The sequence below is a fragment of the Accumulibacter sp. genome, assembly GCF_036625195.1.
Taxonomy (GTDB): Bacteria; Pseudomonadota; Gammaproteobacteria; order Burkholderiales; family Rhodocyclaceae; genus Accumulibacter.
Genome location: NZ_JAZKUG010000001.1, coordinates 2,664,511 through 2,690,725, shown reverse-complemented (window position 1 = coordinate 2,690,725; position 26,215 = coordinate 2,664,511). Strand labels below are relative to the sequence as shown.

The window sequence follows — 26,215 nt, the reverse complement described above, 5'->3', positions numbered from 1 at the left end:
CTCATAGGTCCGGGTACATCCGGCCGGGATTGAAGATCCGCTGCGGATCGAAGGCCAGCTTCAGGTTGCGATGAATCCTCGCCAGCGCCTCGGGCAGCGGCTGGAACACACCGGCGGCGGCCTTCAGCGTCGCGTCAGCGCGAAACAGGGTGGCATGGCCGCCGGCCCTGGCGGCTGCCTCCCGGATGATGCCCGCTTCGCCGCCGCGCAGCCAGCGTTGCGCGCCGCCCCATTCGATCAGCGTCGGACCCAGTCCCAGTGGCGGAGCCACCGCAGGCAGGCCGAGACGCCACAATGGAGCGTCACCGGCAAAGAAGTCGTGCTGCTGCTCGCGCAGCGACTGCCAGAACGCATCCGCCACCGGCTCATCGAGCACCTCGCCGGCCAGCGTCCGCCGCGCCGCCGCGACTGCCGCTGCCGCTCCCGAAAGGCGCAGCGTCAGGACGCCGTCGTGCCAGGCCGAAGCGGAAATTGGCAGCGGCCGCCCCCCCCACTGGTTGAGTCGCTGCAGTGCCGCCACCTCGTCGCTGGCCAGACGCAGGCTGCTCTCGGCCACCGGCCGCGGCAGCACCTTCAACGATACCTCGAGGATCACGCCCAGGGTACCCAGGCTACCGGCAAGCAGGCGCGGCACATCGTACCCGGCAACATTCTTCATCACCTGACCACCGAAGGAAAGTACCTCGCCACGCCCATCGAGCAGGCGGACGCCGAGAACGAAGTCGCGCACGGCGCCCATCGCCTGCCGCCGCGGGCCCGACAATCCGCACGCCAACATGCCGCCGACCGTCGCCTGCGACCCGAAAAGCGGTGGCTCGAAGGGCAGCCATTGACCCTTCTCGGCCAGTATCGCAGCCAGATCGGCGACGCGGGTGCCGGCGCGAGCGGTCACCACCAGTTCGGTCGGCTCGTAGGCGACGATGCCCCGGTAGTCGCCGACTGCGAAGGGCTCGCCGCTTTCGGTGCCGCCGTAGAACGACTTGCTTCCGCCGCCGCGAATCGCCAGCGTGCCGCCTCGGCCGGCAGCTTCCCTGATCCGGCCAACCCAGTCTTCGAGCAGCGCGTCCATCACGACCTCGCCGACGCGGTCGCGCTGGCGGCACGCGCTTGCGTGTACTCACGGCAGCGCGCCAGCGTCGGCACGCCCTTGCCCGGATTGAGCAGGCCGTGCTCGTCAAAGGCCGCCTTCAGCCGGTGAAAGGCATCGATCTCCGTCAGACTGAACTGCTCGGCCATGAGCATGATCTTCTCGACGCCGACGCCATGCTCGCCGGTGATGGTGCCACCGAAACGAACCGAGAGTTCGAGGATCTCGGCCCCGAAGGCGGCCGCCCGATCGAGCTCGCCCGGCTGGTTGGCGTCGTACATGATCAGTGGGTGGAGATTGCCATCGCCGGCGTGGAAGACATTGGCACAGCGCAGCCCATATTTCTCGGAAAGAGCGTTGATCGCCGCCAGCATCTCCGCCAGCCGCCGTCGCGGAATCGTGCCATCCATGCACAGGTAGTCCGGAGTCAGGCGACCGACGGCCGGAAAGGCCGCCTTCCGCCCGGCCCAGAAGCGCAGCCGCTCGGCCTCGTTCTGCGACACGCGGATGCCCGCGGCACCGCTCATCTCGATCACCGCCCGCATGCGGCCGATCTCCTCGGCCACCTCTTCCGGCGTGCCATCGGACTCGCAGAGCAGGATCGCCTCCGCCTGCAGGTCATAGCCGGCGTTGACGTAAGGTTCGACGGCGTGCGTCGCCTTCTTGTCCATCATCTCGAGTCCGGCCGGGATGATGCCCGCGGCAATGATGCTGGCAACGGCGTCGCCAGCTTTGCGGACATCGTCGAAGGAGGCAATCACGACCTGCGCCAACTCCGGTTTCGGCGTCAGCCTGACGGTGACCTCGGTGATCATCGCCAACAGTCCCTCCGAGCCATTGAGCAGCGCCAAGAGGTCGTAGCCCGGTGCATCGAGCGCCGCGTTGCCGAACTCGACGATGTCGCCGGCAATCGTCAGTCCGCGCACGCGCAACACATTGTGTACCGTCAGGCCATACTTCAGGCAGTGCACGCCGCCGGCATTCTCGGCGACGTTGCCGCCGATCGTGCATGCGATCTGCGACGACGGGTCGGGTGCGTAGTAGAGGCCGTAAGGCGCGGCAGCCTCGGAGACCGCCAGGTTGCGCACCCCGGGCTGGACGATGGCGGTGCGCGACAGCGGGTCGACGGCGATGATCTTCTTCAGCTTCGCCAGCGACACCAGCACCCCGTCCGGATGTGGCGTCGCGCCGCCCGAGAGGCCGGTCGCGGCACCGCGCGGCACGACCGGCGCGCGCAACTCATGGCAAATGCGCAGGATCGCCTGCACCTGTTCCTCGTTCTCCGGCAGCGCGACCAGCAGCGGCAACTGACGGATGGCCGTCAGACCGTCGCAGTCGTACGGCCGCATCTCTTCCTCCTCCGCCAGCAGGGCGCTGGCCGGCAGGACCGCGCGCAGGCGCCTGATCAGTTGTGCTCGGTCAATGTTGCGGCGGTGCTCGGCCAGCGTGCTTTCCATTCTCGCGCTCCCTCCTCGGACAGTTGATCACGGCAGGCCTGCCGCCACTTGAAGGCGCCGGCATCCTCTTCGCACGCCGCTGCGGCATCCGCGTCAAGCCGGTCGTTCACGGCGCGGACGACAGCGAGGCGTGCGGCAGGAAGGGACCACCTCACGGAACCAGTCCGCCGCGGGGCATCGCCAGAGCGAACCCGGCGGCGTTCCGCGACCCCGCGCCGGCCGCCACGGCCTGTCCCTCAGGCGCCGCCGACGAAACCCGAATAGCCCGGCAAGCCCGCAGCCTCGGGCGACCTGGCGTAGGAGATGGCCTGCTCGACGATCCGGTTGCGGTCCTCCTCCTTCATCCTGGAAAGCAGCACCTCCGTGCTTCGCGTCTCGTTGCGCAGGATGTCGTTGTCGAGAATCATGCGCATGCGAAAGTACTGGGCCCAGCGGAATTCGGCGAAATCGGCCGGCCTCTTGGAGTAGCCGAAATGCGACCGCACATACCAAGCCAGCCCACGATAGGGATCATTGCGCAGGTCCTTGATGTGCGTCGGCAGTTGCGAGGGCTGCAGTGGCCCGCCACCGGTATGATCGAAGAGGTAGACCCAGGCGGCGTCGTGCATGGCTTTCCAGAAATTGTATTCCTTGAGCACGCTCCAGTTGTAGAGCACCTCGACGACCACCCGCGCGTCATCCGTCGTGATGCCAGCGTCGTTCTTCCCTTTCGCCGTCTCCCAGACCGCTCGCGCCAGATGATGGTGATCGGTCAGGCAGAACTTGTTGTCCCGGCCGATGACGATCGGCACCGGCCGCGTGATCAGGTAGGCAGTCAGCTCATCGCGGCTCTTCCTTCGCATCGACTCCGCCCGTGCATAGACCTCGTCGAGGCCGACGGCGCACTGTGTCGGATGCAGGTCGGACACCTTGATCTGGTACAACTCGCCACTGCGGCGCGCCTTGCCTGAGCACTCCTCATAATTGAAATCCATCGTCTTCCTCCAAAATTGTCGTTTGTGTTGACCCGAGCGATGGACCGATGGAGGCGTCGCGCCCGGTGCCCTTCCGTCACCCGTGCGAACAGCCGCCAGCGGCCACCGGACAAGGATGCCGATGGTGGCAGCATCCGTCAACACAAGTTCGCATGGCAGACGTGCGACAATCATGGCTACCCGATCGGAGCCTGCGACATGAACGAACAGCGAACCCCCTGCCTGATGGTCCAGGGATGCACCTCCGACGCCGGCAAGAGCGTTCTGGTCACCGCACTCTGCCGCATCCTGCACCGCCGCGGCGTCCGCGTCGCGCCCTTCAAACCACAGAACATGGCGCTCAACTCGGCGGTCACCGTCGATGGCGGCGAGATCGGCCGCGCGCAGGCACTGCAGGCGCTGGCGGCCGGCCTGCCGGCACAGACCGACTTCAACCCGGTGCTGCTCAAGCCGGCCACCGACAGGCGGGCGCAGGTGATCATCCATGGCAAGGCAATCAGCGACCTCGACGCACGCGACTATCACGCCTACAAGCCGCTGGCGATGCAGGCGGTTCTCGCTTCCTGGCAACGCCTCTGCGAACAGTACGAGTGCCTGCTCGTCGAGGGAGCCGGCAGCCCGGCGGAGATCAATCTGCGCGCTCGCGACATCGCCAACATGGGCTTCGCCGAGGCGGTCGACTGTCCGGTGATCCTGATCGCCGACATCGACCGCGGTGGCGTCTTCGCCCACCTCTGCGGCACGCTCGACCTGCTCGCCGCATCCGAGCAGGCGCGTGTCAAGGGCTTCGTCATCAACCGCTTTCGTGGCGACATCGGCCTCCTCGAAAGCGGCCTGCGCTGGCTCGAAAGACGCACCGGCAAACCGGTGCTTGGCGTTCTCCCGTATCTGCACGGCCTCTATCTCGACGCCGAGGACGCCGTGCCGCGACAGAAGGAACGCAAGACGGCGCCCGCGCTGCGGGTCATTGCGCCGGCCTATCCGCGCATATCTAACCACAACGATCTCGACCCGCTGCGCTTTCACCCGGAAGTCGACTTCCGCTTCGTCGGCGCGAACGAGCGGCCGCCGCCGTGCGAGCTGGTCGTCCTGCCGGGATCGAAGGCGGTGCAGTCGGACCTCGCCTGGCTGCGCGCCCAAGGCTGGGAAGAGTCTCTGCGTCGGCACCTGCGCTACGGGGGCAAGCTCATCGGCATCTGCGGCGGCCTGCAGATGCTCGGCCGCCAACTGCACGACCCGCTCGGACTCGAGGGACCCAGCGGCAGTACGCCGGGATTCGGCTGGCTGAACTATGACACGACACTGGCCAGCGAGAAGCGGCTCGAGAATGTCCACGGCAATCTCGAACTGCCGGGCTCAGGCTCACCACCGCTCAGCGGCTATCGCATCCACATGGGCGTCACCAGCGGTGAAGCCCTGGCGCAGCCGGCAGCGATGCTCGACGGTCAGCCTGACGGCGCGATTTCGCAAGACGACCAAGTGCTCGCCACCTATTGCCACGGCCTCTTCGACTCGCCGCCAGCTCTGGCTGCGCTGCTCGCCTGGTCCGGCCATCGACCGGCGCAGGAGTTCGACGCGCGGCAGCGGCGGGAGGACGACATCGAGCGACTCGCCGATGCCGTCGAGCAGAACGTCGATCTGCAGCGGCTGGCCGAGTGGCTGCCGCTCTAGCAGCCTGTCGGACTTGATGGGTCGAAGCGAAAGAAGTGGGAGACGAGCGCAGTTTTTCACGGATTTCAAGCGAATAGTGGTTCTATTCGTGCAGAAATACGGGGAGAAATGAGCCGTCTTCCCACTTCTTGCAGCCGACTTGGTCAAGTCCGACAGGCTGCTAGGCTTCCTCCTGCTCGCCGCGCACCAGCAACAATGAGGTGGATCCCTTGCGCACCAGGCGCTCGGCGACACTGCCGACGAAGAAACGTTCGATCCCCCGCCGCCCATGCGTCCCGACAACCAGCAGATCGGCCTGCCATTCGCCCGCCGCTTCGATCAGCATGTCGGAAACGTGCTTCTCTTCCGACTCGACGATCCTGATCTCGGCGTCGATGCCGGCGGCACGCGCTTCCTGCTGCAGACCGGCGAGGAAGCCCTCGGCGCCCAGCCGCATCCGCGCCTCCGTCTTGCCGACGCTGTTCGGCAGCATCATCGCCACCTCGCGCTGCGCCAGCAACGTCTCGTCGATCGCATGGCAGATCGCCAGCCGTGCCTCGTTGACCCGCGCCAGGGCGATCGCGGCCCGCATCACCTGGCTGGTCATGAAACTCTGGTCCACGCCCACCATGATCTTCTTGTACATAGTCCCGCTTCCTCGTTCGACACGGTTGTCCGACACGCGAAACAATAACACCGATGGATCGCGAACAGGAGATCCTACTTGAGCGTCAGCGGCAACCCGGCGGCAACCAGCGTCACCCGCTCGCAGACCGCCGCCACGCGCTGGTTCAGGCGACCCTGCTCGTCGGCAAACAGCCGCGACAGGGGCAGCATCGGGACCATGCCGCAGCCGACCTCGTTCGACACCAGGATGACTCGCCCGGGCAACTCCGGCAGCAGTTCGACGAGCGCCTGTGTCGCTCCGGCAAGACGCGGGCAACGGATGGCCTCGCCGGCTTCGGCCTGGCTCGCGGCGTCGCCGGCGAACAGCAGGTTCGACAACCACAGCGTCAGGCAGTCGACCAGCAGGCAGACATCAGGCGCCGCGTGCCGCCGCAGCGCCGCAGCCAAGTCGAGCGGCTCGACGACCAGCCCCCACTCCGGGCTGCGTCGAGCCTTGTGTTGTTCGATGCGGCGCGACATCTCGGCGTCGAGCGCCAGCGCGGTCGCGACATAGAACACCTGCAATCCGCACTCGCCGGCCCGACGCTCGGCCAGCAGACTCTTGCCCGAACGGGCACCACCAATGATCAGTTCTCGCATGGCAGCGAGCTTATCACGAGCGCGGGACGCGTATAATCCGGCGCTTCCCTGCCGCCACCCGTCGTCCCATGAAGTTCTCCATCGAAGCGATCGCGCCCTTTCCCGGCCTGCAGGCGCGAATCGACGGCAAGACCAAGCCGCCGGGATCGCTCGGAGAACTCGAGCGCCTCGCGCTGCAGATCGGCATGATCCAGCAGTCACTGACGCCAAGCCTCGGTCAACCTCACCTGCTGGTCTTCGCCGGTGACCACGGGGCAGCTCCTGCCGGCATCTCCGCCTACCCGCAGGAAGTGACCTGGCAGATGGTCGAGAACTTCCTCGCCGGCGGAGCCGCGATCAGCGTCTTCGCCCGCCACAACGGCCTGCGACTGCAGGTCGTGGACGCCGGCGTGGCGCACGACTTCGGCCCCCGCAGCGGACTGATCGACGCCAAGGTCGCCAGCGGCACGCGCAACTACCTGGTGCAGGCCGCGATGAGTCCTGCGCAACGGGATCGGGCACTGGCCCACGGCGCAGCGATCGTCGACGGCCTGGCGTGCCAGGGCTGCCGGGTGATCGGCTTCGGTGAGATGGGAATCGGCAACACCGCCTCGGCCTCGCTGCTCACGCATCAACTCACCGGCACGCCACTCACCGACTGCGTCGGCCGCGGCACCGGACTCGACGACGCCGGCCTGGCTCGCAAACAGGCGCTGCTGGCACAGGCGGCGAAACGCGCCAACCTGCCACCGGATGCCGATGCGCTCGACGTTCTGGCCGAGTTCGGCGGTTTCGAAATCGCCATGATGAGTGGTGCCATGCTTGCTGCGGCAGCCCACCGGATGTTGCTTCTGATCGACGGCTTCATCGTCACCGCCGCCCTGCTCGTCGCCGCCCGCCACGTACCGGCCGTACGCGATTACTGCGTCTTCTGCCACCGCTCTGCCGAAGCGGGCCATCAGGCGCAGCTGCGCAGCCTCGCCGCCGAGCCGCTGCTCGACCTCGGCCTGCGCCTCGGCGAAGGAACCGGCGCTGCGCTGGCGTGGCCATTGGTCCGCGCGGCTGCCGCGTTTGTGAATGAGATGGCGAGTTTCGCCAGCGCCGGTGTCAGCGAACAGATCTAGAGCTGGCGCGGAATCCTCCACCGCCAGCGACAGGATCGTGCTTGTCGGCCCGGTGGACAGCGGCCGATCACAGCAGCATGGCGACGACGCTACCGCAGGACAGCGTCGCCAGAGTGCCCGACAGCAGGGTCCACGGAGCAAGCTCGACGATCTCGGCGCGTCGCTCGGGCACCATCGACGACATGCCACCGAGCAGAATCCCGAGACTGCCGAGATTGGCGAAACCGCACAGGGCATAGGTCATGATGATCCGGCTGCGCGCCGACAAGGCCTCTGGCGGCAGACTCGCCAGATCGAGGTAGGCGAGCAACTCGTTGAGCACCGTCTTCGTCCCCAGCAGTTCGCCGGCAATCGCGGACTCGGACCAGGGGACTCCGGCCATCCAGGCGAGCGGCGCCATCAACCAGCCCATCACGCGCTGCAGCGAGATGGCTGCACCGGCGACACTCGGCAGCATGCCGAGAAGCTGATTGGCCAGACTGACCAGCGCGACCAGAACGATCAGCATCGCGGCAATGTTGATCAGCAAGCTCACACCTTCGCCGGTTCCGCGGGTGATCGCCTCCATGCTCGAGCGGTCGGTCGGCGGCAGTGCGAGACATCGCCCGCTGGGAGCCCCTGCAGGCGGCACGAGGATGACGGCGAAGACGATCGCGGCTGGCGCGCTGATGAACGATGCGGCCAGGATGTGACCGAGCGCGTCCGGGACGACAGGCCCGAGGATGCCGGCGTAGAGCGCCATCACCGTACCCGCGACGCCGGCCATGCCGCTGCTCATGATGATGAACAGCTCGCCGCGGCTGACTGCCGCCAAGTAGGGCCGGATCAACAGCGGCGCCTCGATCATGCCGACGAAGACGTTCGCCGCGCTGGACATGCCGACCGCGCCGCCGACACCGAGGGTCCTCTCGAGCACGAGTGAAAAGCCGCGCACCAGCAGCGGCAAAACGCGCCAGTGGTAGAGCAGCGCCGACAGGGCGCTCATCACCAGCACCACCGGCAGGGCCTGGAAGGCGAGAACGAAGCTGCTCCCCGAAAGCGCCTCGTCGTACGGCAACGGCGCCCCGCCAAGGAAGCCGAAGACCAGCGCGGTTCCCGCGCGTGTCGCCGCGGCGACCGCCAGCAGTGCATCATTGCAGCCCGCAAAGAAGGCCCGCGCCGCCGGCAAGCGAAAGATCAGCAGCGCCAGCAAGCCCTGCAACAGGATGCCGCCGCAGACGGTGCGCCAAGGGACCGCTGACCGCTGTACCGACATCACCCAAGCCAGGGCGAGCAGCAACAGGTAACCGAGGATGGCCTGCAGCAGCGGATTCAAGGCCGCCCCCCAATCTGGCCCTGCGGCCACCGCCTGCGCAGGCAGGGACAGCGGAAGGACCGACTCGGTTGGCCGCTGCCGCCGGTGACCGCCACCCGGCTCAACGACCGGACGCCGGCAAGCCCTGCACCCCTAGCGGCTCGCCGCCGGTGGTGCCGGCGACACCCCTGCGGGCGCAAATTCGGGACGGACCTGGCTGGCATTGCGGTACGCCGGCTGGATCTGGTCGGCCGGCGTCGGCGGAACGTCGCGCTGTGGCCAGCGCTGCGGCGAAGGCGGCACGTCGGGAGCAAAGCGTGCGCCATAGTTGCGCTGATAGCGATCGAGAAAACGCCGCATCTGTTCATAGTCCGAACAGTTCCAGGGAGCCAGACAGCGGCCGTAGGCATCCATGGCACCCGGCGCTGGCCAAGGGTAGCCGTAAGGTGAGAGCCACGGCCCATACGGACCTGGCCCTCCGCCAGCGACCCACTCGCCACCCACGATGACGGACGTTGCTGCGGCATCAGCCATCAGACCAAGCACCACGACAGCAAGCAAAGTGCGAGTTCGCATTGTGGCGAGTGTAGCACCTGTGGTCACGGGCGGCAGTGACAACCGCCCGCCTTCTTGCCGTGCCGCGGTGGCGGGCCGGTTGCGGCTCGACGACCACTTCGGCACGATCGAGCGCCTGCTGCGGCCACCACCGGTGGGCACGACGGTCATGACTGCTACGACACCCGGATCATGCAAGTCATGACGGTCCCCCCTCATCCCCGACCTTCCCCCGCGCCCGGCGAAAGAAAAGACTGGTGCGTCGCGGACGCGACTCTGACGGCGGGGCCGGGGCAACGAGCGATTCCCGGCCCACCGTGGGAAACCGCACATCGCGTTCCGCCGCCCGCTGTACACTTTTTTCGGCCACCGCTGGCAACAGACCACAGTCTGCGGCCTTCTCGTCGACCTGGCTGGAGCCCTGACGCCGCCATGAAATGTCCCAAGTGCCACTCGACAGACCTCCACCGATCGCGTCGCCGCGGCCTGACGGAGGGCTGGAGCCTGCGCCGCAAGCAACTGGCCCCCTATCGCTGCTCGGCCTGCGGCAACCGATTCATCGCAGCCGAGGCGCGGCCAGACGGACAACAGCGCTCGCTGTCGATGGCCGACTATCTGGGCCTGAACGACAGGACACGGCAGCAGTGCAGTGGGCCCGTGATCATCGCCGGGCTCACCTCGCTGTTGATCCTGTTGAGCATCTTGCTGTTCCTGTCCCTGGCTTTCGGCTGGCTCGATCCGCCGTCACTGCAGCGGCAAGCACTCTGAGAGCAGCCGAAGACGGTTGCTTGCTCCTGTTCTCCCGGGGTGCAATCGGAAGTGCGACTGTGGATCAGGCGGCCTGTTGACGTGTGGACTGCCAATAGCGGTCCCACTCCTGGTTGGCGCGGCAGACACGCAGCGCCAGCATGTGCTTGGCGTTTTTCAGTTTCCACCAAGCGCCGGCCCGCTTGAGACGGTCCTGGATGACGTAACGGTGTGCGCTTTCGATTTCGCCGGACCCTATTGGCAGCCCGGCCACGAGCGCGTCTTGATAGTTGAACTGCCCCGGGCGATTGGTGAGATAGCGATGCGCCGCGCGCACCGGGGCGTTGGCATCGGGAACGGTGTCGTCCTCGACGAATCGCTGCAGTTCCTCGACGACGTCCTGGAGGCGGTTCTGTTTCAGCCGATCCTTCTGCGTTTCCAGCCAAGCCCTCGCCGCCGTGCCGGCGATCGTGTCCCCTGCGGCCGTCAGGTAGTCACAGACATGGTAGAAATCGACGAGAAAGTGGCCTTGCAGTCCGAATTGCTCACTCACCTGATCCGCAATCCATGCGGCGCCGTCGCTGACCGCATGGACCTTGGTCTTACGCCCCAGTCCGGCCTGAACCGCCGTGCGCAACAGCGTCTCTCCGACCTGGTCGGGCGGGCCCACGGTGGCGCCGAACACCGGGGTGACGGAGCCCGGCGCATGGACCAGACTCAAACGCGCTTCCCTCCAGCCCACCCGGCGGGTCTTGCGGCGGTCCACTTTCGCGCTCTGGTCGTCCGATTCGGCCGTCTCCACGACGGGAATCATGCTCCCATCGATCTCGCCGATCAACTGCTCTACGCCGTCTCGTGCCGGGATTTTTGCCGCCGCTTTCGGGCGCTCGTCGATCGTCGCGGCATGCCGCAAGACGATCGGCCAGCACGTACTGGCGGACACCTCGATACCGTAGTGCTCTTTCAGCTTCTGCGGAATGCGCGCCGCGGGCGCGTCCGCCCCGAAATCAACGATCGCTCGCTGCAGCGGCTCCGAGCAGCCCCGGCAGACCACCTCCGCCGAACGCGTGAATGGCCGGATCTCCGGCCCGCGCGTCCCTTGCCGGAAGACCTGCTCCGCTACTTCGATCTGTCCGTACCGGGTCTGCCAATAGACGTTTTTTTTCCTTCCGCTGCACGCCCGGTTGTTGCGCCACCTCTTCTTCCTTCCGCTGCGCTTGCCGTCGCGCCCAGCCGTGCAACGCTTCGTTGCCCAACTGCCGCAATTCCTCCGTCACCCGCCGCTCCGCCTCCGCCGCCTTCTCAACATCGCCGGCCGCATTCTCGACCACCGCCAGCAAAGACTCGATCTTGGCTTGGAGCTCGGGATGATCTCTAAACCGCTCTTCCAAACCCCGACTCGGCTTGAGTCGCCCCTCCATTTCCGACCACCTTTCTGTCATGGGTCTCGCTCCAAGGTGAAGTAACCCACCACTATTTACCCCACCTCCGCCCAATTGTCTAGTGCCGAATGCCACCGCCAACCACCTCGCCCCGGCGTCAGTCGCACTTCCGATTGCACCCGTTCTCCCGCCGATCAGGGTTCCCGGCGGCGATAAGGTGCTAAAATTGCGAGTTGATCGACGCTTGCCGGTCAACCTTCAAGCTTCTGGCTCGTTTTATCCGTTTTCCAACGTCCATAAGGAACCCCCCCATGAAGAACTCCCTCCTCGTTGCCGCCCTGCTCGCTCTGGCCGTTACCGCTTGTGGCAAGAAAGAAGAAGCCAAGCCGGCTGCCGCTCCCGCCGCCGCCCCGGCCGCTGCCGCTCCGGCTGCCGCTCCTGCCGCTGCTCCGGCTGCTGCTCCAGCCGCCGACGCGGCCAAGCCGGCCGACGCCGCAGCCAAGCCGGCCGACGCCGCAGCGACGGCCGGTGCCGCTGCCGGTGCCGCGGCTGCCGATGCCGCCAAGGCTGCCGGTGCCGCTGCTGGTGCCGCTGCCGATGCCGCCAAGGCTGCCGGTGCCGCCGCTGCCGACGCCGCCAAGAAGTAAGCTCGGGATGGCGACAGGAAAAAGCCGGCGCAAGCCGGCTTTTTCTTTGCCCTCTCATGTGGCGCAAGACTGGCGCTGCCACGAACGCAGTGCCGTTGCCGCGTCACCGCCCTTGGATGGGCTAGCCGGCTGACGAGGGTCTCCTGTGCAACCAGCAGCGACTGTCGATCAACCGAACGCTTGGCCCACCCGCCACACTCCACACTCGCATCGCAAACCGCCGTCAGCCGATGGTTGCCACGCGCACAAGATCTCAGGCGAGTTGGCGCCAGCCAAACCCTCCCTCCTGGTCGGCAACACCGATCCACTCCTCGCCACAGTCGAGTGCCAGCGCCAGCGCCCGCGCCGCCAGATGTGCCCGGTTGTTCTCCTGGCTCAGGTGGGCCGCAAGCACATGCTGCAGGCGACTCGTGTCGATCTGCCGCAATAGCTCCGCCGCCTGCCCATTCTCGAGGTGGCCAAAGGGCCCACCGATGCGTCGCCTGAGCGGCGCCGGATAGCGCGATGCGGCGAGCAATCCCTGATCATGGTTACACTCCAGGACGAGTCCATCGCAAAGGCGGAGCACGTCCACGATGTGCGACGTGATCGAACCGCTGTCGGTGAGTACGCCAAGACAGCGATCGCCATCGCTGAAGACGTACTGCACCGGCTCGCGGGCGTCGTGCGGCACCGGAAAGGGGCGCAGTTCGATGTCGTCGATGGCGAACACTGCATGCCCGTCGATCAGGCGGCAATCGGTCAAGGCGTTCCTGCCGCGAGCCGCCATCTTGTACGTGCCGTGGGTCAGATAGACGGCCAGCCGGTGGCGGCGCGCAAACGCGAAGACGCCGCCGACGTGGTCGGCATGTTCGTGCGTCACGAGGATTGCCGCCAGCCCGCTGGGGTCGATGCCGAGGCGAGCCAGCCGCAGAGTCACCTCGCGGATCGAAAAGCCGCAGTCGAGCAACAGCCGGGTCCCGCCCGCCTCGACAATCAGTGCGTTACCCTGACTGCCGCTGCCCAGCGAGGCAAAACGCATCACTTCAACTGATCGTAGAGCAGATTGAGGATCTTTTTCGCCGTTTCCGACTGGTCGACGGCGCCATCAGACAGGACCACCTGCACGGTCGACCGGGAACTGGCCGTCGCACGCACAAAAATGCGGTACTGGGTCTGTGGCTTGGCAGTCGAACTTCCCTTGAACGGATTGAGCTTCGCCAGGAAGCCCTCCTCCTTCTTCTCGTTGTCGCTCTCCGGATCGACGTAGCGGACGAAGTACAGGCCACGACTTCGATCGCGATCCTCCACCGTGAAGGCAACGCGGTCGAGAGCCAGACCCACCCGTCGCCAGGCACGATCGAAGGACTCCTCGACTTCGAGTGCTCCCGAGCCATCGGCACCTCGCGTCAGCCTCGCCCGCTCGAAGGGCTTCTCCTGCGCTGCCTTGAGCGCTGCGCTCGCACGCTTCTCTTCACTGCCCAGATGAATCATCAGGCGGCGCAGCATTTCGGCTTCGAGTTCGGGATCCGCCGGGCGCGGTTGCCACTTCGTCTGATCCTTGCCTTCGGAGACGAAGATCTCGTACATGCCACGGTGACTGATGAAGATGTCGGTCGTCCCCGGCGTACTGCCCGCTTCCATGCGGGTACGGAACTTGTCGCGTTCGGCGGTCGAGTAGACCGAATCGATCACCTTGCCAAGGACATTGCGGATGAAATCCTGCGGAATTTTTGCGCGGTTCTCGGCCCAGTCCGTCTCCATCACACCGGCATCGGGCAGGTCGAGCTTGATCAGGAAACCGGTCTCCTGCCAGAATTCCTTGACGGTCCCCCAGAGCTTGTCCGGAGTCCCGGATGCGACCAGCCAGCGCTGTGTTCCCGAACGTTCGATGCGCGCCTGGTCGACCTCGGGCAAGACCTCACCCTTCTGTTGCGCCCTCGCCTGTGGTGAACGTTCGGCCGCGTACTGCGAATAGGTCGCGCTGCCCTTGCCAGCGGCATCAGGAACGGCATAGCGATCATCACGCGTCGGCGAGGTGAGGTCCGGAGGGATCTCGAGCGGCGGCACGTTGCTCGACCCTGCGGTCTTGTATTCGATTCGTTTCGGCTCGAGAAGCGAACTGCTGCAGCCGGCGAGCAACAACAGCAAGACGATCTGCAGACGCGTGGCGACGGGTCTCATTGGCTGACGCAATACTGCTAGACGAGCACGCCGGCCTGCGACAGCGCGGCTGCGATACGGGCGTGATTCTCCGGCGACAGCGGCGTCAGGGGCAGACGCAAGCCGTCGCCGATGAGGCCCAGTTGCTGGCAAGCCCACTTGACCGGGATCGGGTTCGCCTCGCAGAACAGTTGCCGGTGCAGACCGATCAGCCGCGCGTTCAGCGCCCGCGCCTCGGCCACATTGCCCGCCACCGCCGCGCGGCACATCTCGTGCATCAGCCGTGGCGCGACGTTGGCAACGACCGAGATGTCTCCCTGGGCGCCCATCAACATCAGCGCACACGCGCTGGCATCGTCACCGCTATAGACCGCGAAACCCGGGGGCGACCGGACGATCAGCTCGACGCCGCGGTCCATGTTGCCGGTCGCGTCCTTGATACCGACGATGTTCGGCATTTCGGCCAGACGCAGGGTCGTCTCGTTGCTCAGGTCGGCCACCGTGCGACCCGGTACGTTGTAGAGGATCAGCGGGATATCGACCGCCTCGGCGATGGTGCGAAAGTGGCGATACAAGCCCTCCTGCCCGGGCTTGTTGTAGTAGGGAACGACCGACAGCGCCGCATCGGCCCCCGCCCGGTGCGCGAAGCGGGTCAGCTCGATGGCCTCGGCCGTCGAATTGGCACCCGTGCCGGCAATCACCGGAAGGCGTCCCGCCGCCTGCTCGACGACGGTCCGGATCAGCTCGCAGTGCTCGGCGAGGCTGACCGTCGGCGACTCGCCCGTCGTGCCGACCACGACGATGGCGTCGGTGTTCTGCTCCACATGGAAATCGACGAGCCGGCGCATCGCGGGCAGATCGAGGCTGCCGTCGGCCTGCATCGGTGTGACAATCGCTACGATCGAGCCAGTAATCATGAGTTTGCGTGCGCGCCAGTCAAGACCCCGGGGAGATCCCGAGGGGGGAAATCTGAAGCACGCATTCTAACCGAAGGCACCCGCCTTGGCGACGAAAAACGCAGGCAGCGTCGCCGCGAGACGCTGCCGGAGGGCTGCCGGGAAGAATCAGAGCTCGGCCAGGATCCGCATGTGCGCGGCCACGCTGCGAGCCAGAGCCGACAGCGAGTAGCCGCCCTCGAGTATCGACACGATCCGCCCCTGCGCACATTCGTCGGCGAGATCCTTGAGCTGCCCGGTGACCCAGGCGTAATCCTGCTCGAGCAGCCGCAAGCCGCCCATCTCGTCCTCGTAGTGGGCATCGAAACCCGCCGAGATGAACAACATTTCCGGCTGGAACTCGCGCAGTCTCGGCATCCAGAGATCGCTCACCACGCGCCGGAACTCCTCGCCATCGGTGCCGCGCGGCAAAGGAATGTTCACCATGTTTGCCGCCGGGGTCTCGGTCCCGCTGTAGGGGTAGAACGGATGCTGGAAGGTGCTGACCATCAAGACCCGCTGGTCACCGCGAAAACAGTCTTCGGTACCGTTGCCGTGGTGAACGTCGAAGTCGATCACGGCCACACGCTCCAGGTTGTGCGCCGCCAGTGCGTGCGCCGCGGCAACCGCAACGTTGTTGAAGAAACAGAAACCCATCGCCGTCGCCCGCTCGGCGTGATGACCGGGCGGCCGCACGGCGCAGAAGGCATTCTCGGCCTGCCCCGAAAGCACCAGATCGACAGCCAGGACGCCCGCCCCGGCGGCGCGCATCGCCGCCTGCCAGGTATGGCGGTTCATCGCCGTGTCGGGGTCGAGGTGGACGATCCCGAGATCCGGCGAGGCGCGCTTCAGCCGCTCGAGATGCGCCGCGGTATGCACCCGTTTGAGCTGCTGAAAAGTGGCCAGGGGCGCATCGTGATAGACGAAGTAGGAATCCAGGCCCTGCGCGATCAGGTGATCACTGATCGCGCTCAGACGCTCGGGCGCTTCCGGATGGTACGAACCCATGTCATGCAGATGGCAATCGCGATGGGTGATGAAAGCCGTGACACTCACTGTAATCCTTCGGTCGCGACAGTGACGCCGCAAGCGGCGCCCTGCCCAGCGATGGAACGGGTTGGGAACTGATGGTTTATTATCATCCCAATTGCTTCCCGACGACAAGCCATGCCAACCGCCAACCACCACTCCCCGGTCAGCCGAATCCTCGCCGCCGCCGACTCGGTGATCCTCGGCAAGAGCAACCAGACCCGCCTCGCGCTCTGCTGCCTCCTGGCCAGGGGCCATCTGCTGATCGAGGATCTGCCCGGGGTCGGCAAGACGACGCTGGCGCACACACTGGCTCGGCTGCTCGGTCTGCAATTCGCGCGCATCCAGTTCACCAGCGACATGCTGCCGGCGGACATACTCGGCGTCTCGATCTTCGACCGCGAGCGGAACGGCTTCAGGTTCCTGCCCGGCCCGGTCTTCTCGCAGGTGCTGCTGGCCGACGAGATCAACCGCGCGACACCGAGAACCCAGAGCGCGTTGCTCGAGGCGATGGAAGAGGGGCAGGTGACCACCGAGGGCGAGACGCGACTGCTGCCGGAACCCTTCTTCGTCATTGCCACGCAGAACCCCTCGCACCAGATCGGCACCTTTCCCCTGCCCGAGTCGCAGCTCGACCGCTTCCTCCTGCGTCTCGACCTCGGCTACCCGGATCGTGACGCCGAGCGCGCACTGCTCGAGAGCGGCGGCAGCCGGGAGCGATTGCCGACCCTTTCCGCCTGCCTCGACGACGGCGAGTTCGCGCCGCTGCAACGACAGGCGGCCGCGGTCCATGCTTCACCGGCGCTGCTCGACTACGTGCAACTGCTGATCGAAGCAAGTCGCCGCGAGCAACGCTTCGTGCACGGCCTGAGCCCGCGCGCCGCTCTCGCCCTGCTCGCAGCCGCTCGCGCCTGGGCCTTCAGCGACGGCCGCGAGATGGTCCTGCCGGAGGATGTACAGGCCGTGCTGCCGGCAGTGGCCCGCCACCGCCTGCGCCTGGTCAGTGGCAGCCAAGCCGACGGCGAAGACATCGCCGCCCTGATCCGCTCCGTCAAGCTGCCCTGATGCGTCAGCTGAACGTCCTGCAGCAATGGCTCTTCGGCCGCCGGCGCGACGAGCAGTGGCCGCTCATCCTTGGCCAGCGGCGCATCTTCATCGTCCCGAGCGCTGCCGGGATGCTCTTTGCCGTGGTTCTCCTGGTGATGCTGATCGGCGCCATCAATTACGACCTCAGCCTCGGACACGCCCTGATCTTTCTCCTCACCGGCCTTGGTCTGGTGGCGATGGTGCACAGCTTTCACAACCTCTTCGGTCTGCGCCTGACGCCCGGACGCGCCGAGGCGACATTCGTCGGCGCTCTTGCGCGCTTTCCGCTGCAAGTCGAGAACCCGCGCCGGCAACAGCGGCGAGCCCTCGAACTGTCGTTCAGTGCACAGCCGGTGGTGGCGGTCGATCTGCCGGCAGAAGGCAGCGCGTCGATCACCCTGCCCTGTCTGGCACAGCGTCGCGGCCGACTCGACCCCGGCCGCGTGACGCTCGTCACCCGCTATCCGCTGGGATTGTTCCGTGCCTGGAGCTACATCCATCCCTCCTGGTCGTGCCTCGTCTACCCGAAACCATTGCGCACGCCGCTGCCGCCGGTGTCAGCCGCCTCCGTCGCCGAGCATCGTCGCGGGGACGGCGGCCAGGAGGATTTCGCCGGTCTTCGCCCACGACAGCCCAGCGACCCGACCCGGCACATAGCCTGGAAGGCGGTGGCCCGCCGCACGGACGAGCAGGCACTGCTGGTCAAGCAGTTCGCCGGCGGCGCGAGTGACGAGCTCTGGCTCGACTGGTCGCTGACTCCGGGCGATCGCGACAGCGAGGAGCGGCTGTCGATCCTCGCCGGCTGGATCATGCTCGCCGACGAGCAACAGGCATGCTATGGCCTGCGCCTGCCCGACCAGCAGATCACGCCCGCCACCGGCAGCGCCCACCGCGCAGCCTGTCTGCAGACCCTCGCTCTGTACCAGACGGAAGAGACACGCGATGCGGCCTAGTCCGCCACAACCCATCGACCAGGCTGCGGTGCCCTGGCTCCTGGCCGTCGCCCTGGCCACCGCCAGTCCGCATGGCGAACACCTGCCGCCCTGGCTGAGCGTGCTGTTCGCCGCCGCGCTGCTCTGGCGCCTCTGGCTGTGGTGGCAGAGGCGCCCGTTGCCACCGCGCTGGCTTCTCGCGCTGCTCGTCCTGGCCGCACTGTCGGGCATCGCCTGGCAGTATCGCAGCCTGCTCGGAAGGGATTCCGGAGTCGCCATGCTGGTCATCTTCATGGCGCTCAAACCACTCGAGATGAAGACCCGGCGGGATGCCATGGTGGTCATCATGCTCGGCTTCTTTCTCCTGCTGACGCACTACTTCTATTCGCAGAGCATCCCGACCGGCCTCTGGTTGCTGGCCAGTTGCACCCTGCTGACGGCAGCGCTGATCCGCCTGCATGGCGGTTCGCAGCCGCCTGCCGCGATCATCCGCCAGGCCGGCCTGCTGCTGTTGCAGGCGCTGCCTTTCATGCTCATCCTCTATCTGCTCTTTCCGCGTGTCTCCGGCCCGCTCTGGGGCCTGCCGCAGGACGCGCACGCGGGGCGCAGCGGCCTTTCCAACGAGATGGCCCCGGGGTCGATCAGCAACCTCATCCTGTCCGGAGCGATCGCCTTTCGCAGCCATTTCGCCGGCGGGATACCGGAGAAGGCGGATCTCTACTGGCGTGGCCCGGTGCTCGACGCCTACGACGGTCTGACCTGGCGCGCCAGCATACCAGCGGCCGGCCGACCACGGATGGTGCCGGTCGTCGAGGCCAGAGGGACGCCGTACAGCTACAGCAGCATCATCGAAGCGCATGGTCAGCGTTGGCTGCTCGCGCTCGACGTGGCGACCAGCCTGCCAGCAGGCGCCGTGCAGGCGCCGACGCTGGAAGTCCTGGCACGCGAGCCGCTGCGTGCCCGTTCCCGCTTCGCCTTCACGTCGTCGGTCGACTACCATGCCAACCGGAGCGAGACGGCGGCCGCGCTGCAGCAGGCACTGGCGCTGCCACCAATGATCAATCCGCGGGCGCGGGCACTGGCCGAGCAGTGGAAATCGCGACCACCGGCGCGGATCGCCGACGCGGTTCTCAGCCTGTTCCGCAACGAGGACTTCCATTACACCCTGCGGCCGCCCCTGCTCGGCGCCGATGCCGTCGACGAGTTCCTCTTCGGCACGCGGCGTGGCTTCTGCGAGCACTACGCCTCGGCCTTCGTCTTCCTGCTGCGTGCTGCCGGCGTGCCGGCGCGCGTCGTCGCGGGCTACCAGGGCGGCGAGGTTAACCCCGTCGATGGCTACCTCATCGTCCGCCAGTCGGATGCGCACGCCTGGGCCGAAGTCTGGCTCGCGGGCGAGGGCTGGGTGCGCTACGACCCGACGGCAGCGGTCGCTCCTTCGCGCATCGAACAGGGAATCGTCGCCGCCCTGCCGCAGGACGAACCACTGCCCGCCATCGTCGGCCTCGATGCCGACTGGCTGCGTCAGCTGCGCTATCGCTGGGAGGCCGCAAACAACGCCTGGAATCAATGGGTCCTCGGTTACAATCCGCAACGCCAGCGCGACATCCTTTCCCGCTTCGGCATGGCCAACCCGGACTGGCAAGGCATGAGCGCGGCGCTGGCCGTGCTCTCCGGCGTCGCACTGTTGCTCGTCACCGTTTGGACGCTGCCCCGTCGTCGTCGCGCCGATCCGGCGCAGCGGGCATGGCAGCGGTACTGCAAGGCGCTCGCGCGGCGCGGCGTGACGCGCGCCGCTTGGGAGGGGCCAATCGCTTTCGCCCGTCGAGTCGCCGTCGAAAGGCCGCAGCTGGCGGCACTCACCAGCGAAGCGGCACGCTGCTACGCGGCACTGCGCTATGGCCGCGGCGACAGCGAGCAGTTGCTCGTCCTGCAGGAATGTGTGCACCGCCTACCGGCCAGATGGAGAACCAGTCCTTGAAACACCTCGCCAGCAACCTGCTCGTCGCCCTGCCCCTCAGTCTCGCGGCACTATCCGCAAGCGCCGAGCAGGCGACCGGTTTGAGCCAGAACCCTGAAGTGCAGGCATTCATCGCCGGCATGCACGAGCAGCACGGCTTCGACATCGCCCATCTGACGCGCCAGTTCGCGGTCCTGCGACCGAATGCGACGGTCCTCAAGGCGATTCGCCCACCGGCTGTGCCCGAGAAGCAGCGTTCGTGGGAGCGCTATCGCGAGCGCTTCGTCAACGAACAGCGACTGGCGGGGGGATTGTCGTTCTGGCAGAAACATGCCGCGACGCTGCAGCGCGCAGAGGCGATCCACGGCGTCCCGGCCGAGGTGATCGTCGCCATCATTGGCGTCGAAACGATCTATGGCCAGCACATGGGCAGCTTCGGCGTCCTCGAGGCACTGGCCTCGCTCGCTTTCTTCTACCCGCCTCGGTCCGAGTTCTTTCGCGGCGAACTCGAGCAGTTCCTCCTCCTCGCGCGCGAGAATGGCATCAGTCCGCTCAGCGTCAAGGGCTCCTACGCCGGCGCCATCGGCATCCCGCAGTTCATGCCCAGCAGCCATCGCCGCTTTGCCGTCGATTTCGACGGCGATGACCGCATCGACCTGCGCCAGAGCCATGCGGACGCGATCGGCAGCGTTGGCCGCTTCCTGCAGCAGCACGGTTGGCAGACGGGCGAGCCGGTCGCGGTACCGGCGGCGGTCAGCGGCAATCCCGCCGCCCTTCTCGCCCTCGGCATCAAGCCGTCGCTGAGTGTCAACGAGTTCGCCGCGCAGGGGGTTGCCGCGGTGGCCGACGGCGACCGCGCCGCCGCCCTGATCGACCTCGTCACACCCGGTGCGGCGACGGAATACTGGCTCGGCTTCAACAACTTCTACGTCATCACGCGCTACAACCGCTCGAGCTTCTACGCGATGGCGGTCTTCCAACTGGCGGAGGCTCTGCGGCAGGAGCACGCGGCGCGCGCCGCGGGCAATCATTCGCCGCTGGCGACGAGGGCGAGCAACTCGTCGCCGTAGCGCTGCACCTTGGCAAGACCGATCCCGGGTACCGCAAGCAGAGCCTGCGGTGAGGCCGGCAACGCTGCCGCAATCTCGAACAGCGTCCGGTCGTGCAGGATCAGGTAGGCGGGAACACCCTGCTCGCGCGCCTTGGCGCTGCGCCACTGGCGCAGACTGGCCACCAGAGCCGACTCCTCCTGTTGCGGACGCGGCCGCGGAAGATCGGCGGCGCCACGGGCGGCGCTCCTGCCGCGGGCAGCACGGCTTGTGGCACGCTCGGACCGCCGGCGCAGCATCAGCGCCACTTCCCCGCGCAGGACGGGGCGGGCGCTTTCGCTCAGCTTGAGCGCTCCGTAGGCCGCGGCATCCGCTTCGAGGACGCCGGCGGCGAGCAGCTGTCGGAAGACGGAGCGCCAGCCCATCTCGTCGAGTTCGCTGCCGACGCCGAAGGTCGGCAGGCGATCATGCCCGAACTGCCGCACCTTGTCGGTGCTCTTGCCGCGCAGGATGTCGATCAGGTGGCCGGCACCGAAGCGCTGGCCGGTGCGCAGGGCGGCCGAGAGGACCTTCTGCGCCACAACCGTGCCATCCCAGACCTGCGGCGGATCGAGGCAGACGTCGCAGTTGCCGCAGGGCAGAGCGTCTTCCCCGAAGTAGTTGAGCAGGATGACGCGGCGACAGGTCGCCGACTCGCAGTAAGCCAGCATGCTCTCCAGCTTCTGTCTTTCGACCCTCTTCTGCTCGACCGGCGCCGCCGAATCCTCGATCATCTGGCGATGAATCACGACATCGTTCAGCCCGTAAGTCATCCACGCCTCGGCGGCATCACCGTCACGCCCGGCGCGACCGGTTTCCTGATAATAGGCCTCGAGGCTCTTCGGCAGGTCGAGATGGGCGACGAAACGGACGTCCGGCTTGTCGATGCCCATGCCGAAAGCGATCGTCGCCACCATCACCAAACCCTCTTCGCGCAGGAACGTCTGCTGGTGCCGCTGCCGGTCGCAGGTACTGAGTCCGGCGTGATAGGGCAGCGCATCGATTCCCTGCGCGAGCAGCCAGGCTGCCGTCTCGTCGACCTTGCGCCGCGACAGGCAGTAGACGATGCCGGCCTCGCCGCGGTGCTGGCCGAGAAAGTCCAGCAACTGCTTGCGCGGATTGTCGCGCTCGACGATCTGGTAGCGGATGTTCGGGCGGTCGAAGCTCGCGACGAACGAGCGCGCGCGCTCGAGATGCAGGCGGGTGATGATCTCCTGCCGGGTCAGCTGATCGGCCGTCGCCGTCAGCGCGATGCGCGGCACTTCCGGGAAGCGCTGATGCAGCTCGCTGAGCTGGATGTACTCCGGTCGGAAGTCATGTCCCCACTGCGACACGCAGTGCGCCTCATCGATGGCGAACAGGGCGACCCCCTGCCGCGCGACCAGTTCCGCAAGGAGCCCGAGGAAGCGCTCGCCGAGCAACCGCTCGGGAGCGACGTAGACCAGATCGAGCTCGCCGGCCATCAGTCGGCGTTCGGTGTCAACCAGCGAACGGAAGTCCAGCGACGAATTGATGAAAGCTGCGTTGACGCCAACCTGGCACAGGGCCTCGACCTGGTCCTGCATGAGCGCGATCAGCGGCGAGACGACGACACCGACGCCGCTGCGCAGCAGTGCCGGAATCTGGTAGCAGAGCGACTTGCCGCCACCGGTCGGCATCAGCACCAGCGCGTCACCGCCGGCAAGGAGCTGGTCGACCACCTCCTCCTGCTGCCCGCGGAAGGCCGGATAGCCGAAGACCCGCGACAGGACTTCGTGCGCCGCGGCACTCATCGCCCGGATGCCCGGCCAGACCGCAGGTGCCGAAAGCGCGCAGGACGCGCGGCAGCCGCCAGACTGGCGCGGCACCCGCGCCACGCGAAGTCCCGGGTCAGTCCAGGCACTCGCGCGTCAAACGCTCGCCATCCCAGCACAGGCATTCACCACGGCTGGCGTGCCAATCAGCCAACACCCAGCGCTGAACGTGGATGCCATCGACGAGGTGATCGTGCACCGCCGGACGATGCGTGTGGCCGTGGATCAGTCCGACGTAGCCGTGGGCGCGAAGGAAATCATCGGTCTCGACCGGATTGACATCCATCAGGTACTGCGCCTTGTCGCGCTTGGCGGTCTCGCTCTGCTGCCGCAGAGCCGCGGCGACCGCCTTGCGCTCGCTCAGCGGCCGCGCGAGGAAGGCCTGCTGCCAGTCGCGACGGCGAACCAGCGCGCGAAACGACTGGTACTCGCGGTCATCCGTGCACAGCGCATCACCATGCGCCAGGACGAACTCGCCGCCGGGCAGCGCCAGCAGCCACGGATCGGGCAACAGGCGCGCACCGCTGGCAGCGGCGAAACGCTCGCCGAGCAGGAAATCGCGATTGCCGTGCATCACCGCCAGTCCGACTCCGGCTGCGACCAACTCATGCAGGGCGGCGACGACCGCGGCGGCCATACCGTCGGCGGGGTCGTCCAGGCAGTCGTCGCCCGGCCAGGCCTCGAAGAGGTCGCCGAGGATGAACAGGCTCTCCGCCGCCCGCGCCCGCCCGCGCAGGAAGTCGAGAAAAATCCGCGTCACGGCCGGCGCCTGTGGCGCCAGGTGCAGGTCGGATATGAACAGGGTGGGTCGCAAGCCTTACCTGCTGCGCTCGACTACGGACGCCGCATCAGCAGACTTCCGCCCGCTCGATCAACACGTCCTCGACCGGCACGTCCGAATGAAAACCCGAGGTTCCCGTGCGCACGGTCTTGATCCGGTCGACCACCTCCCGTCCCTCGACCACCTTGCCGAAGACGCAGTAGCCCCAGCCCTGTGCATTCGGCGCACGGAAGTTGAGGAAGTCGTTGTTGACGACATTGATGAAGAACTGCGCCGTCGCCGAGTGCGGTTCCGCGGTGCGCGCCATGGCGACCGTGTAGGCCTCGTTCTTCAGCCCGTTGTCGGCTTCGTTGCGGATTGGCTGCCGGCAGGGCTTCTGCTTCATGCCCGGCTCAAAACCGCCACCCTGCACCATGAAGCCGGGGATCACGCGATGGAAGACGGTGTTGTCGTAGTGGCCGGCGGCGACATAGTCGATGAAGTTCTGTGCCGACAGCGGTGCCTTCTCGGCGTCGAGCTCGATGGCGATGACGCCGAGGCTGGTATGCAGCTTGATCATGGTTTTCCTTTCTCGGAGATGATCCTGACCGACTGGATGGTGACCGGCTCAAGAGGAACGTTTTGATGCATCGCGCGGTTGCCGGTTGCCACCCCGGCGATCCGGTCCACGACCTCGATACCCTGCGTGACGCGGCCAAAGACGGTGTAGCCCCAACCATCGGGAGACGGATGGTTGAGCGACGCGTTGTCCCGATGGTTGATGAAGAACTGCGCACTCGCCGAATGCGGATCGGCGGTACGCGCCATGGCAATCGTCCCGCGATCGTTGCGCAGCCCGTTCTTCGCCTCATTCTCCACCCTGCGTGGCGCCGCCTTCTGTTCGAGCTCGCCAGTGAAACCACCGCCCTGGATCATGAAGCCGGGGATGACGCGATGAAAAACGGTGCCGTTGTAGAAGCCCTCATTGACGTACTGGAGGAAGTTGCGCACGGTCTTCGGCGCCTTCTCGGAATCGAGTTCGATGACGATGCGCCCCATGCTCGTCTGCATCTCGACGCTGGGCGCCGCGACGACCGCGACCGACAGCAGGGCGCCGGCAAGCGCGAAAAGCATCTTTCTCAACATCGGGCAACTCCTTGGCAAGCGATTCCCAGCGGGCGGGCGAAAGGTGACCGGACGCAGCAGCCATGCGTCGGCCGACAGCCGCCGCCGCGACCGGCGGCAACCAAATGGTCGGAAGCAGTGCCGGATGGCCCGTGCGGCAACTCCCCGGTCAACCGACACGTTCCTCCTGGATCAACCAGCGGCCACCGGACCTGACGAGAACCAGCGTCTTGCCCACCGTCGAGGTCAGTGCCGGCGAAGTGAAGGTCTGCCGGAAACGCACGGTGGCCTTGCCATCAGCGAAAGCGACGCGGATGTCGTCGACCTCGACGAGCAGTCGGCCGGGCTTACGCATCGGCCGCAGGCGCCCCTCTTCCCAAGTCTTGCGCGTCATGCCGCGTGGTGGGCGGAAGTCGGTGGCATAGTGGGCGAAGTATGCCTTCGCGTCCTTGCGCGACCAGGCCCTTGCCCAGCCCTCGATCATCTTCGCCACATCCTTCTCGTCGGCAGTACCAGCCGCCACCGACGCCCTGTCGGCCATGCCGGCAGCCGGCGAATCCGGGGCCGCAGACAGCCGCGCTGGGCTCGCGCCGGCATCGCCCAGGCCACCGCTGCCGACCTCCCGCACGCGCGAGAGCTTCCGCTGCGCGGCCTTCTTCGCCGGGTCGATCTGCAACGCCTTCTCATAGGCCTGGCCAGCCAGCCGGGCATGAATGTCACCGAGGTTCTCGTAGGCGGTGGCGTAGGTCGGCTGGATCCGGATCGCCATTTCGAGCGCCGTCCGCGCCTTGTCGTACTGTTTCTGCTGCGCGTAGAGAACGGCCAGGTTGTTGTACGGTTCGGGCAGTTCCGGATAGTCCTCGATCAGCTTGCTGAAGACGGTCATGGCATCGGCGGGACGACCCATCTCGACGAGGATCAGGCCCTTGCTGAAGCGTCCGCGCGCATCCGCCGGGTTGCTTGCCAGGTGTTCCTCGATCTTCTCGAGCGCTGCCGCCTGCTGGCCCTGCTTGAGCAGCCGCTGGGCATCGGCGAGGTTGTCGGCAAAGGCCGCGGACGCCGCCCCGCCGAGAACCCAGACGAGGAGCGCACAGCGGAGGGCTGGCAAAAGGCTGGCAGGCATCGGTGTGGTATACTGGGCCACGCGCGGTCGGGGGCAGCAAGAACAGGAAAGCGGACGATTCTAGCAAGAACTTCCGCCAAACC

Annotated in this window: 26 protein-coding genes; 8 read left to right on the top strand and 18 right to left on the bottom strand. The window is 66.7% G+C overall.

Going from position 1 to position 26,215, the window contains the following annotated elements:
- Window position 1: 1 nt before the first annotated feature.
- The 3 genes from glcE to V5B60_RS11920 form a co-directional block, all read right to left on the bottom strand.
- Window positions 2-1,069 carry a glycolate oxidase subunit GlcE gene (glcE, locus tag V5B60_RS11930; protein WP_332347199.1) on the bottom strand — a complete coding sequence of 356 codons (1,068 nt, stop codon included), beginning with the start codon at window positions 1,067-1,069 and terminating at the stop codon, window positions 2-4.
- Entirely contained in the window at window positions 1,069-2,544 is a 1,476-nt protein-coding gene (locus V5B60_RS11925) for an FAD-linked oxidase C-terminal domain-containing protein (RefSeq protein ID WP_332347198.1), read from the bottom strand. The genes glcE and V5B60_RS11925 overlap by 1 nt, the downstream gene beginning before the upstream one ends.
- Window positions 2,545-2,780: 236 nt before the next feature.
- Window positions 2,781-3,518, bottom strand: coding sequence for a ParB/Srx family N-terminal domain-containing protein (locus tag V5B60_RS11920; protein ID WP_332347197.1), 738 nt, complete (start codon window positions 3,516-3,518; stop codon window positions 2,781-2,783).
- Between the two features lie 198 nt (window positions 3,519-3,716).
- Between V5B60_RS11920 and V5B60_RS11915 the strand changes: the two genes are divergently transcribed.
- Entirely contained in the window at window positions 3,717-5,189 is a 1,473-nt protein-coding gene (locus tag V5B60_RS11915) for a cobyric acid synthase (RefSeq protein ID WP_332347196.1), read from the top strand.
- Window positions 5,190-5,349: 160 nt separating this feature from the next.
- On the opposite strand, the gene V5B60_RS11910 is transcribed toward V5B60_RS11915, so the two are convergent.
- Window positions 5,350-5,814, bottom strand: coding sequence for a universal stress protein (locus V5B60_RS11910; protein WP_332347195.1), 465 nt, complete (start codon window positions 5,812-5,814; stop codon window positions 5,350-5,352).
- Between the two features lie 74 nt (window positions 5,815-5,888).
- Window positions 5,889-6,434 (bottom strand): bifunctional adenosylcobinamide kinase/adenosylcobinamide-phosphate guanylyltransferase, encoded by a 546-nt coding sequence (cobU, locus tag V5B60_RS11905; RefSeq protein WP_332347194.1) that lies wholly within the window; start codon window positions 6,432-6,434, stop codon window positions 5,889-5,891.
- A 68-nt stretch (window positions 6,435-6,502) separates the two neighbouring features.
- Here cobU and cobT point away from each other — a divergent pair, with 68 nt between their 5' ends.
- Window positions 6,503-7,537, top strand: a complete 1,035-nt coding sequence (gene cobT, locus V5B60_RS11900; RefSeq protein ID WP_332347193.1) for a nicotinate-nucleotide--dimethylbenzimidazole phosphoribosyltransferase — start codon at window positions 6,503-6,505, stop codon at window positions 7,535-7,537.
- 67 nt (window positions 7,538-7,604) lie between these two features.
- On the opposite strand, the gene V5B60_RS11895 is transcribed toward cobT, so the two are convergent.
- On the bottom strand, window positions 7,605-8,843 hold the full coding sequence (locus tag V5B60_RS11895; protein WP_434735374.1) for a NupC/NupG family nucleoside CNT transporter: 1,239 nt from the start codon (window positions 8,841-8,843) through the stop codon (window positions 7,605-7,607).
- Between the two features lie 141 nt (window positions 8,844-8,984).
- Window positions 8,985-9,245, bottom strand: a complete 261-nt coding sequence (locus tag V5B60_RS11890; RefSeq protein WP_332347191.1) for a hypothetical protein — start codon at window positions 9,243-9,245, stop codon at window positions 8,985-8,987.
- 573 nt (window positions 9,246-9,818) lie between these two features.
- On the opposite strand from V5B60_RS11890, the gene V5B60_RS11885 reads away from it, so the two are divergent.
- Window positions 9,819-10,154, top strand: coding sequence for a hypothetical protein (locus V5B60_RS11885; RefSeq protein ID WP_332347190.1), 336 nt, complete (start codon window positions 9,819-9,821; stop codon window positions 10,152-10,154).
- 64 nt (window positions 10,155-10,218) lie between these two features.
- On the opposite strand, the gene V5B60_RS11880 is transcribed toward V5B60_RS11885, so the two are convergent.
- Complete coding sequence (locus V5B60_RS11880; RefSeq protein ID WP_332345952.1) at window positions 10,219-11,187, bottom strand: ISKra4 family transposase; 969 nt, start codon at window positions 11,185-11,187, stop codon at window positions 10,219-10,221.
- Window positions 11,141-11,575 carry a hypothetical protein gene (locus V5B60_RS11875; protein ID WP_332345299.1) on the bottom strand — a complete coding sequence of 145 codons (435 nt, stop codon included), beginning with the start codon at window positions 11,573-11,575 and terminating at the stop codon, window positions 11,141-11,143. The genes V5B60_RS11880 and V5B60_RS11875 overlap by 47 nt, the downstream gene beginning before the upstream one ends.
- A gap of 251 nt (window positions 11,576-11,826) precedes the next feature.
- Between V5B60_RS11875 and V5B60_RS11870 the strand changes: the two genes are divergently transcribed.
- Window positions 11,827-12,162, top strand: coding sequence for a hypothetical protein (locus V5B60_RS11870; protein ID WP_332347189.1), 336 nt, complete (start codon window positions 11,827-11,829; stop codon window positions 12,160-12,162).
- 253 nt (window positions 12,163-12,415) lie between these two features.
- Here V5B60_RS11870 and V5B60_RS11865 read toward each other — a convergent pair whose 3' ends face one another.
- The 4 genes from V5B60_RS11865 to V5B60_RS11850 all read right to left on the bottom strand — a co-directional run bounded on the left by V5B60_RS11865 (window position 12,416) and on the right by V5B60_RS11850 (window position 16,295).
- On the bottom strand, window positions 12,416-13,183 hold the full coding sequence (locus tag V5B60_RS11865; protein ID WP_332350541.1) for an MBL fold metallo-hydrolase: 768 nt from the start codon (window positions 13,181-13,183) through the stop codon (window positions 12,416-12,418).
- Entirely contained in the window at window positions 13,183-14,325 is a 1,143-nt protein-coding gene (gene bamC / locus V5B60_RS11860; protein WP_034933557.1) for an outer membrane protein assembly factor BamC, read from the bottom strand. The genes V5B60_RS11865 and bamC overlap by 1 nt, the downstream gene beginning before the upstream one ends.
- Before the next feature lie 17 nt (window positions 14,326-14,342).
- The gene (dapA, locus tag V5B60_RS11855) at window positions 14,343-15,221 is read right to left on the bottom strand and encodes a 4-hydroxy-tetrahydrodipicolinate synthase (protein ID WP_332347188.1); all 879 of its coding nucleotides are present in this window, start codon (window positions 15,219-15,221) and stop codon (window positions 14,343-14,345) included.
- A 147-nt stretch (window positions 15,222-15,368) separates the two neighbouring features.
- Window positions 15,369-16,295, bottom strand: coding sequence for a histone deacetylase family protein (locus V5B60_RS11850; protein WP_332347187.1), 927 nt, complete (start codon window positions 16,293-16,295; stop codon window positions 15,369-15,371).
- 111 nt (window positions 16,296-16,406) lie between these two features.
- On the opposite strand from V5B60_RS11850, the gene V5B60_RS11845 reads away from it, so the two are divergent.
- The 4 genes from V5B60_RS11845 to mltB are packed head-to-tail and all read left to right on the top strand — an operon-like array spanning window position 16,407 to window position 21,313.
- Window positions 16,407-17,333 carry an AAA family ATPase gene (locus V5B60_RS11845; RefSeq protein ID WP_332347186.1) on the top strand — a complete coding sequence of 309 codons (927 nt, stop codon included), beginning with the start codon at window positions 16,407-16,409 and terminating at the stop codon, window positions 17,331-17,333.
- Entirely contained in the window at window positions 17,333-18,307 is a 975-nt protein-coding gene (locus tag V5B60_RS11840) for a DUF58 domain-containing protein (protein ID WP_332347185.1), read from the top strand. The genes V5B60_RS11845 and V5B60_RS11840 overlap by 1 nt, the downstream gene beginning before the upstream one ends.
- Window positions 18,297-20,264 carry a transglutaminase TgpA family protein gene (locus tag V5B60_RS11835; RefSeq protein WP_332347184.1) on the top strand — a complete coding sequence of 656 codons (1,968 nt, stop codon included), beginning with the start codon at window positions 18,297-18,299 and terminating at the stop codon, window positions 20,262-20,264. The genes V5B60_RS11840 and V5B60_RS11835 overlap by 11 nt, the downstream gene beginning before the upstream one ends.
- Complete coding sequence (gene mltB, locus V5B60_RS11830) at window positions 20,261-21,313, top strand: lytic murein transglycosylase B (RefSeq protein WP_332347183.1); 1,053 nt, start codon at window positions 20,261-20,263, stop codon at window positions 21,311-21,313. The genes V5B60_RS11835 and mltB overlap by 4 nt, the downstream gene beginning before the upstream one ends.
- Here the strand turns inward: mltB and recQ are convergent.
- The 5 genes from recQ to V5B60_RS11805 form a co-directional block, all read right to left on the bottom strand.
- Entirely contained in the window at window positions 21,271-23,103 is a 1,833-nt protein-coding gene (recQ, locus tag V5B60_RS11825) for a DNA helicase RecQ (protein WP_332347182.1), read from the bottom strand. The genes mltB and recQ overlap by 43 nt on opposite strands.
- Before the next feature lie 97 nt (window positions 23,104-23,200).
- On the bottom strand, window positions 23,201-23,938 hold the full coding sequence (locus V5B60_RS11820) for a UDP-2,3-diacylglucosamine diphosphatase (RefSeq protein ID WP_332347181.1): 738 nt from the start codon (window positions 23,936-23,938) through the stop codon (window positions 23,201-23,203).
- 34 nt (window positions 23,939-23,972) lie between these two features.
- Window positions 23,973-24,464 carry a peptidylprolyl isomerase gene (locus V5B60_RS11815; protein WP_332347180.1) on the bottom strand — a complete coding sequence of 164 codons (492 nt, stop codon included), beginning with the start codon at window positions 24,462-24,464 and terminating at the stop codon, window positions 23,973-23,975.
- The gene (locus tag V5B60_RS11810) at window positions 24,461-25,030 is read right to left on the bottom strand and encodes a peptidylprolyl isomerase (RefSeq protein ID WP_332347179.1); all 570 of its coding nucleotides are present in this window, start codon (window positions 25,028-25,030) and stop codon (window positions 24,461-24,463) included. The genes V5B60_RS11815 and V5B60_RS11810 overlap by 4 nt, the downstream gene beginning before the upstream one ends.
- 148 nt (window positions 25,031-25,178) lie before the next feature.
- On the bottom strand, window positions 25,179-26,132 hold the full coding sequence (locus tag V5B60_RS11805; protein ID WP_332347178.1) for a tetratricopeptide repeat protein: 954 nt from the start codon (window positions 26,130-26,132) through the stop codon (window positions 25,179-25,181).
- Window positions 26,133-26,215: the final 83 nt, after the last annotated feature.

Bases quoted from the DNA above. Each gene is read 5' to 3' on its own strand.
- glcE (WP_332347199.1), bottom strand. From the start codon at position 1,069: ATGGACGCGCTGCTCGAAGACTGGGTTGGCCGGATCAGGGAAGCTGCC.
- V5B60_RS11925 (WP_332347198.1), bottom strand. From the start codon at position 2,544: ATGGAAAGCACGCTGGCCGAGCACCGCCGCAACATTGACCGAGCACAA.
- V5B60_RS11920 (WP_332347197.1), bottom strand. From the start codon at position 3,518: ATGGATTTCAATTATGAGGAGTGCTCAGGCAAGGCGCGCCGCAGTGGC.
- V5B60_RS11915 (WP_332347196.1), top strand. From the start codon at position 3,717: ATGAACGAACAGCGAACCCCCTGCCTGATGGTCCAGGGATGCACCTCC.
- V5B60_RS11910 (WP_332347195.1), bottom strand. From the start codon at position 5,814: ATGTACAAGAAGATCATGGTGGGCGTGGACCAGAGTTTCATGACCAGC.
- cobU (WP_332347194.1), bottom strand. From the start codon at position 6,434: ATGCGAGAACTGATCATTGGTGGTGCCCGTTCGGGCAAGAGTCTGCTG.
- cobT (WP_332347193.1), top strand. From the start codon at position 6,503: ATGAAGTTCTCCATCGAAGCGATCGCGCCCTTTCCCGGCCTGCAGGCG.
- V5B60_RS11890 (WP_332347191.1), bottom strand. From the start codon at position 9,245: ATGGATGCCTACGGCCGCTGTCTGGCTCCCTGGAACTGTTCGGACTAT.
- V5B60_RS11885 (WP_332347190.1), top strand. From the start codon at position 9,819: ATGAAATGTCCCAAGTGCCACTCGACAGACCTCCACCGATCGCGTCGC.
- V5B60_RS11875 (WP_332345299.1), bottom strand. From the start codon at position 11,575: ATGACAGAAAGGTGGTCGGAAATGGAGGGGCGACTCAAGCCGAGTCGG.
- V5B60_RS11870 (WP_332347189.1), top strand. From the start codon at position 11,827: ATGAAGAACTCCCTCCTCGTTGCCGCCCTGCTCGCTCTGGCCGTTACC.
- V5B60_RS11865 (WP_332350541.1), bottom strand. From the start codon at position 13,183: ATGCGTTTTGCCTCGCTGGGCAGCGGCAGTCAGGGTAACGCACTGATT.
- bamC (WP_034933557.1), bottom strand. From the start codon at position 14,325: ATGAGACCCGTCGCCACGCGTCTGCAGATCGTCTTGCTGTTGTTGCTC.
- dapA (WP_332347188.1), bottom strand. From the start codon at position 15,221: ATGATTACTGGCTCGATCGTAGCGATTGTCACACCGATGCAGGCCGAC.
- V5B60_RS11845 (WP_332347186.1), top strand. From the start codon at position 16,407: ATGCCAACCGCCAACCACCACTCCCCGGTCAGCCGAATCCTCGCCGCC.
- V5B60_RS11840 (WP_332347185.1), top strand. From the start codon at position 17,333: ATGCGTCAGCTGAACGTCCTGCAGCAATGGCTCTTCGGCCGCCGGCGC.
- V5B60_RS11835 (WP_332347184.1), top strand. From the start codon at position 18,297: ATGCGGCCTAGTCCGCCACAACCCATCGACCAGGCTGCGGTGCCCTGG.
- recQ (WP_332347182.1), bottom strand. From the start codon at position 23,103: ATGAGTGCCGCGGCGCACGAAGTCCTGTCGCGGGTCTTCGGCTATCCG.
- V5B60_RS11815 (WP_332347180.1), bottom strand. From the start codon at position 24,464: ATGATCAAGCTGCATACCAGCCTCGGCGTCATCGCCATCGAGCTCGAC.
- V5B60_RS11810 (WP_332347179.1), bottom strand. From the start codon at position 25,030: ATGTTGAGAAAGATGCTTTTCGCGCTTGCCGGCGCCCTGCTGTCGGTC.
- V5B60_RS11805 (WP_332347178.1), bottom strand. From the start codon at position 26,132: ATGCCTGCCAGCCTTTTGCCAGCCCTCCGCTGTGCGCTCCTCGTCTGG.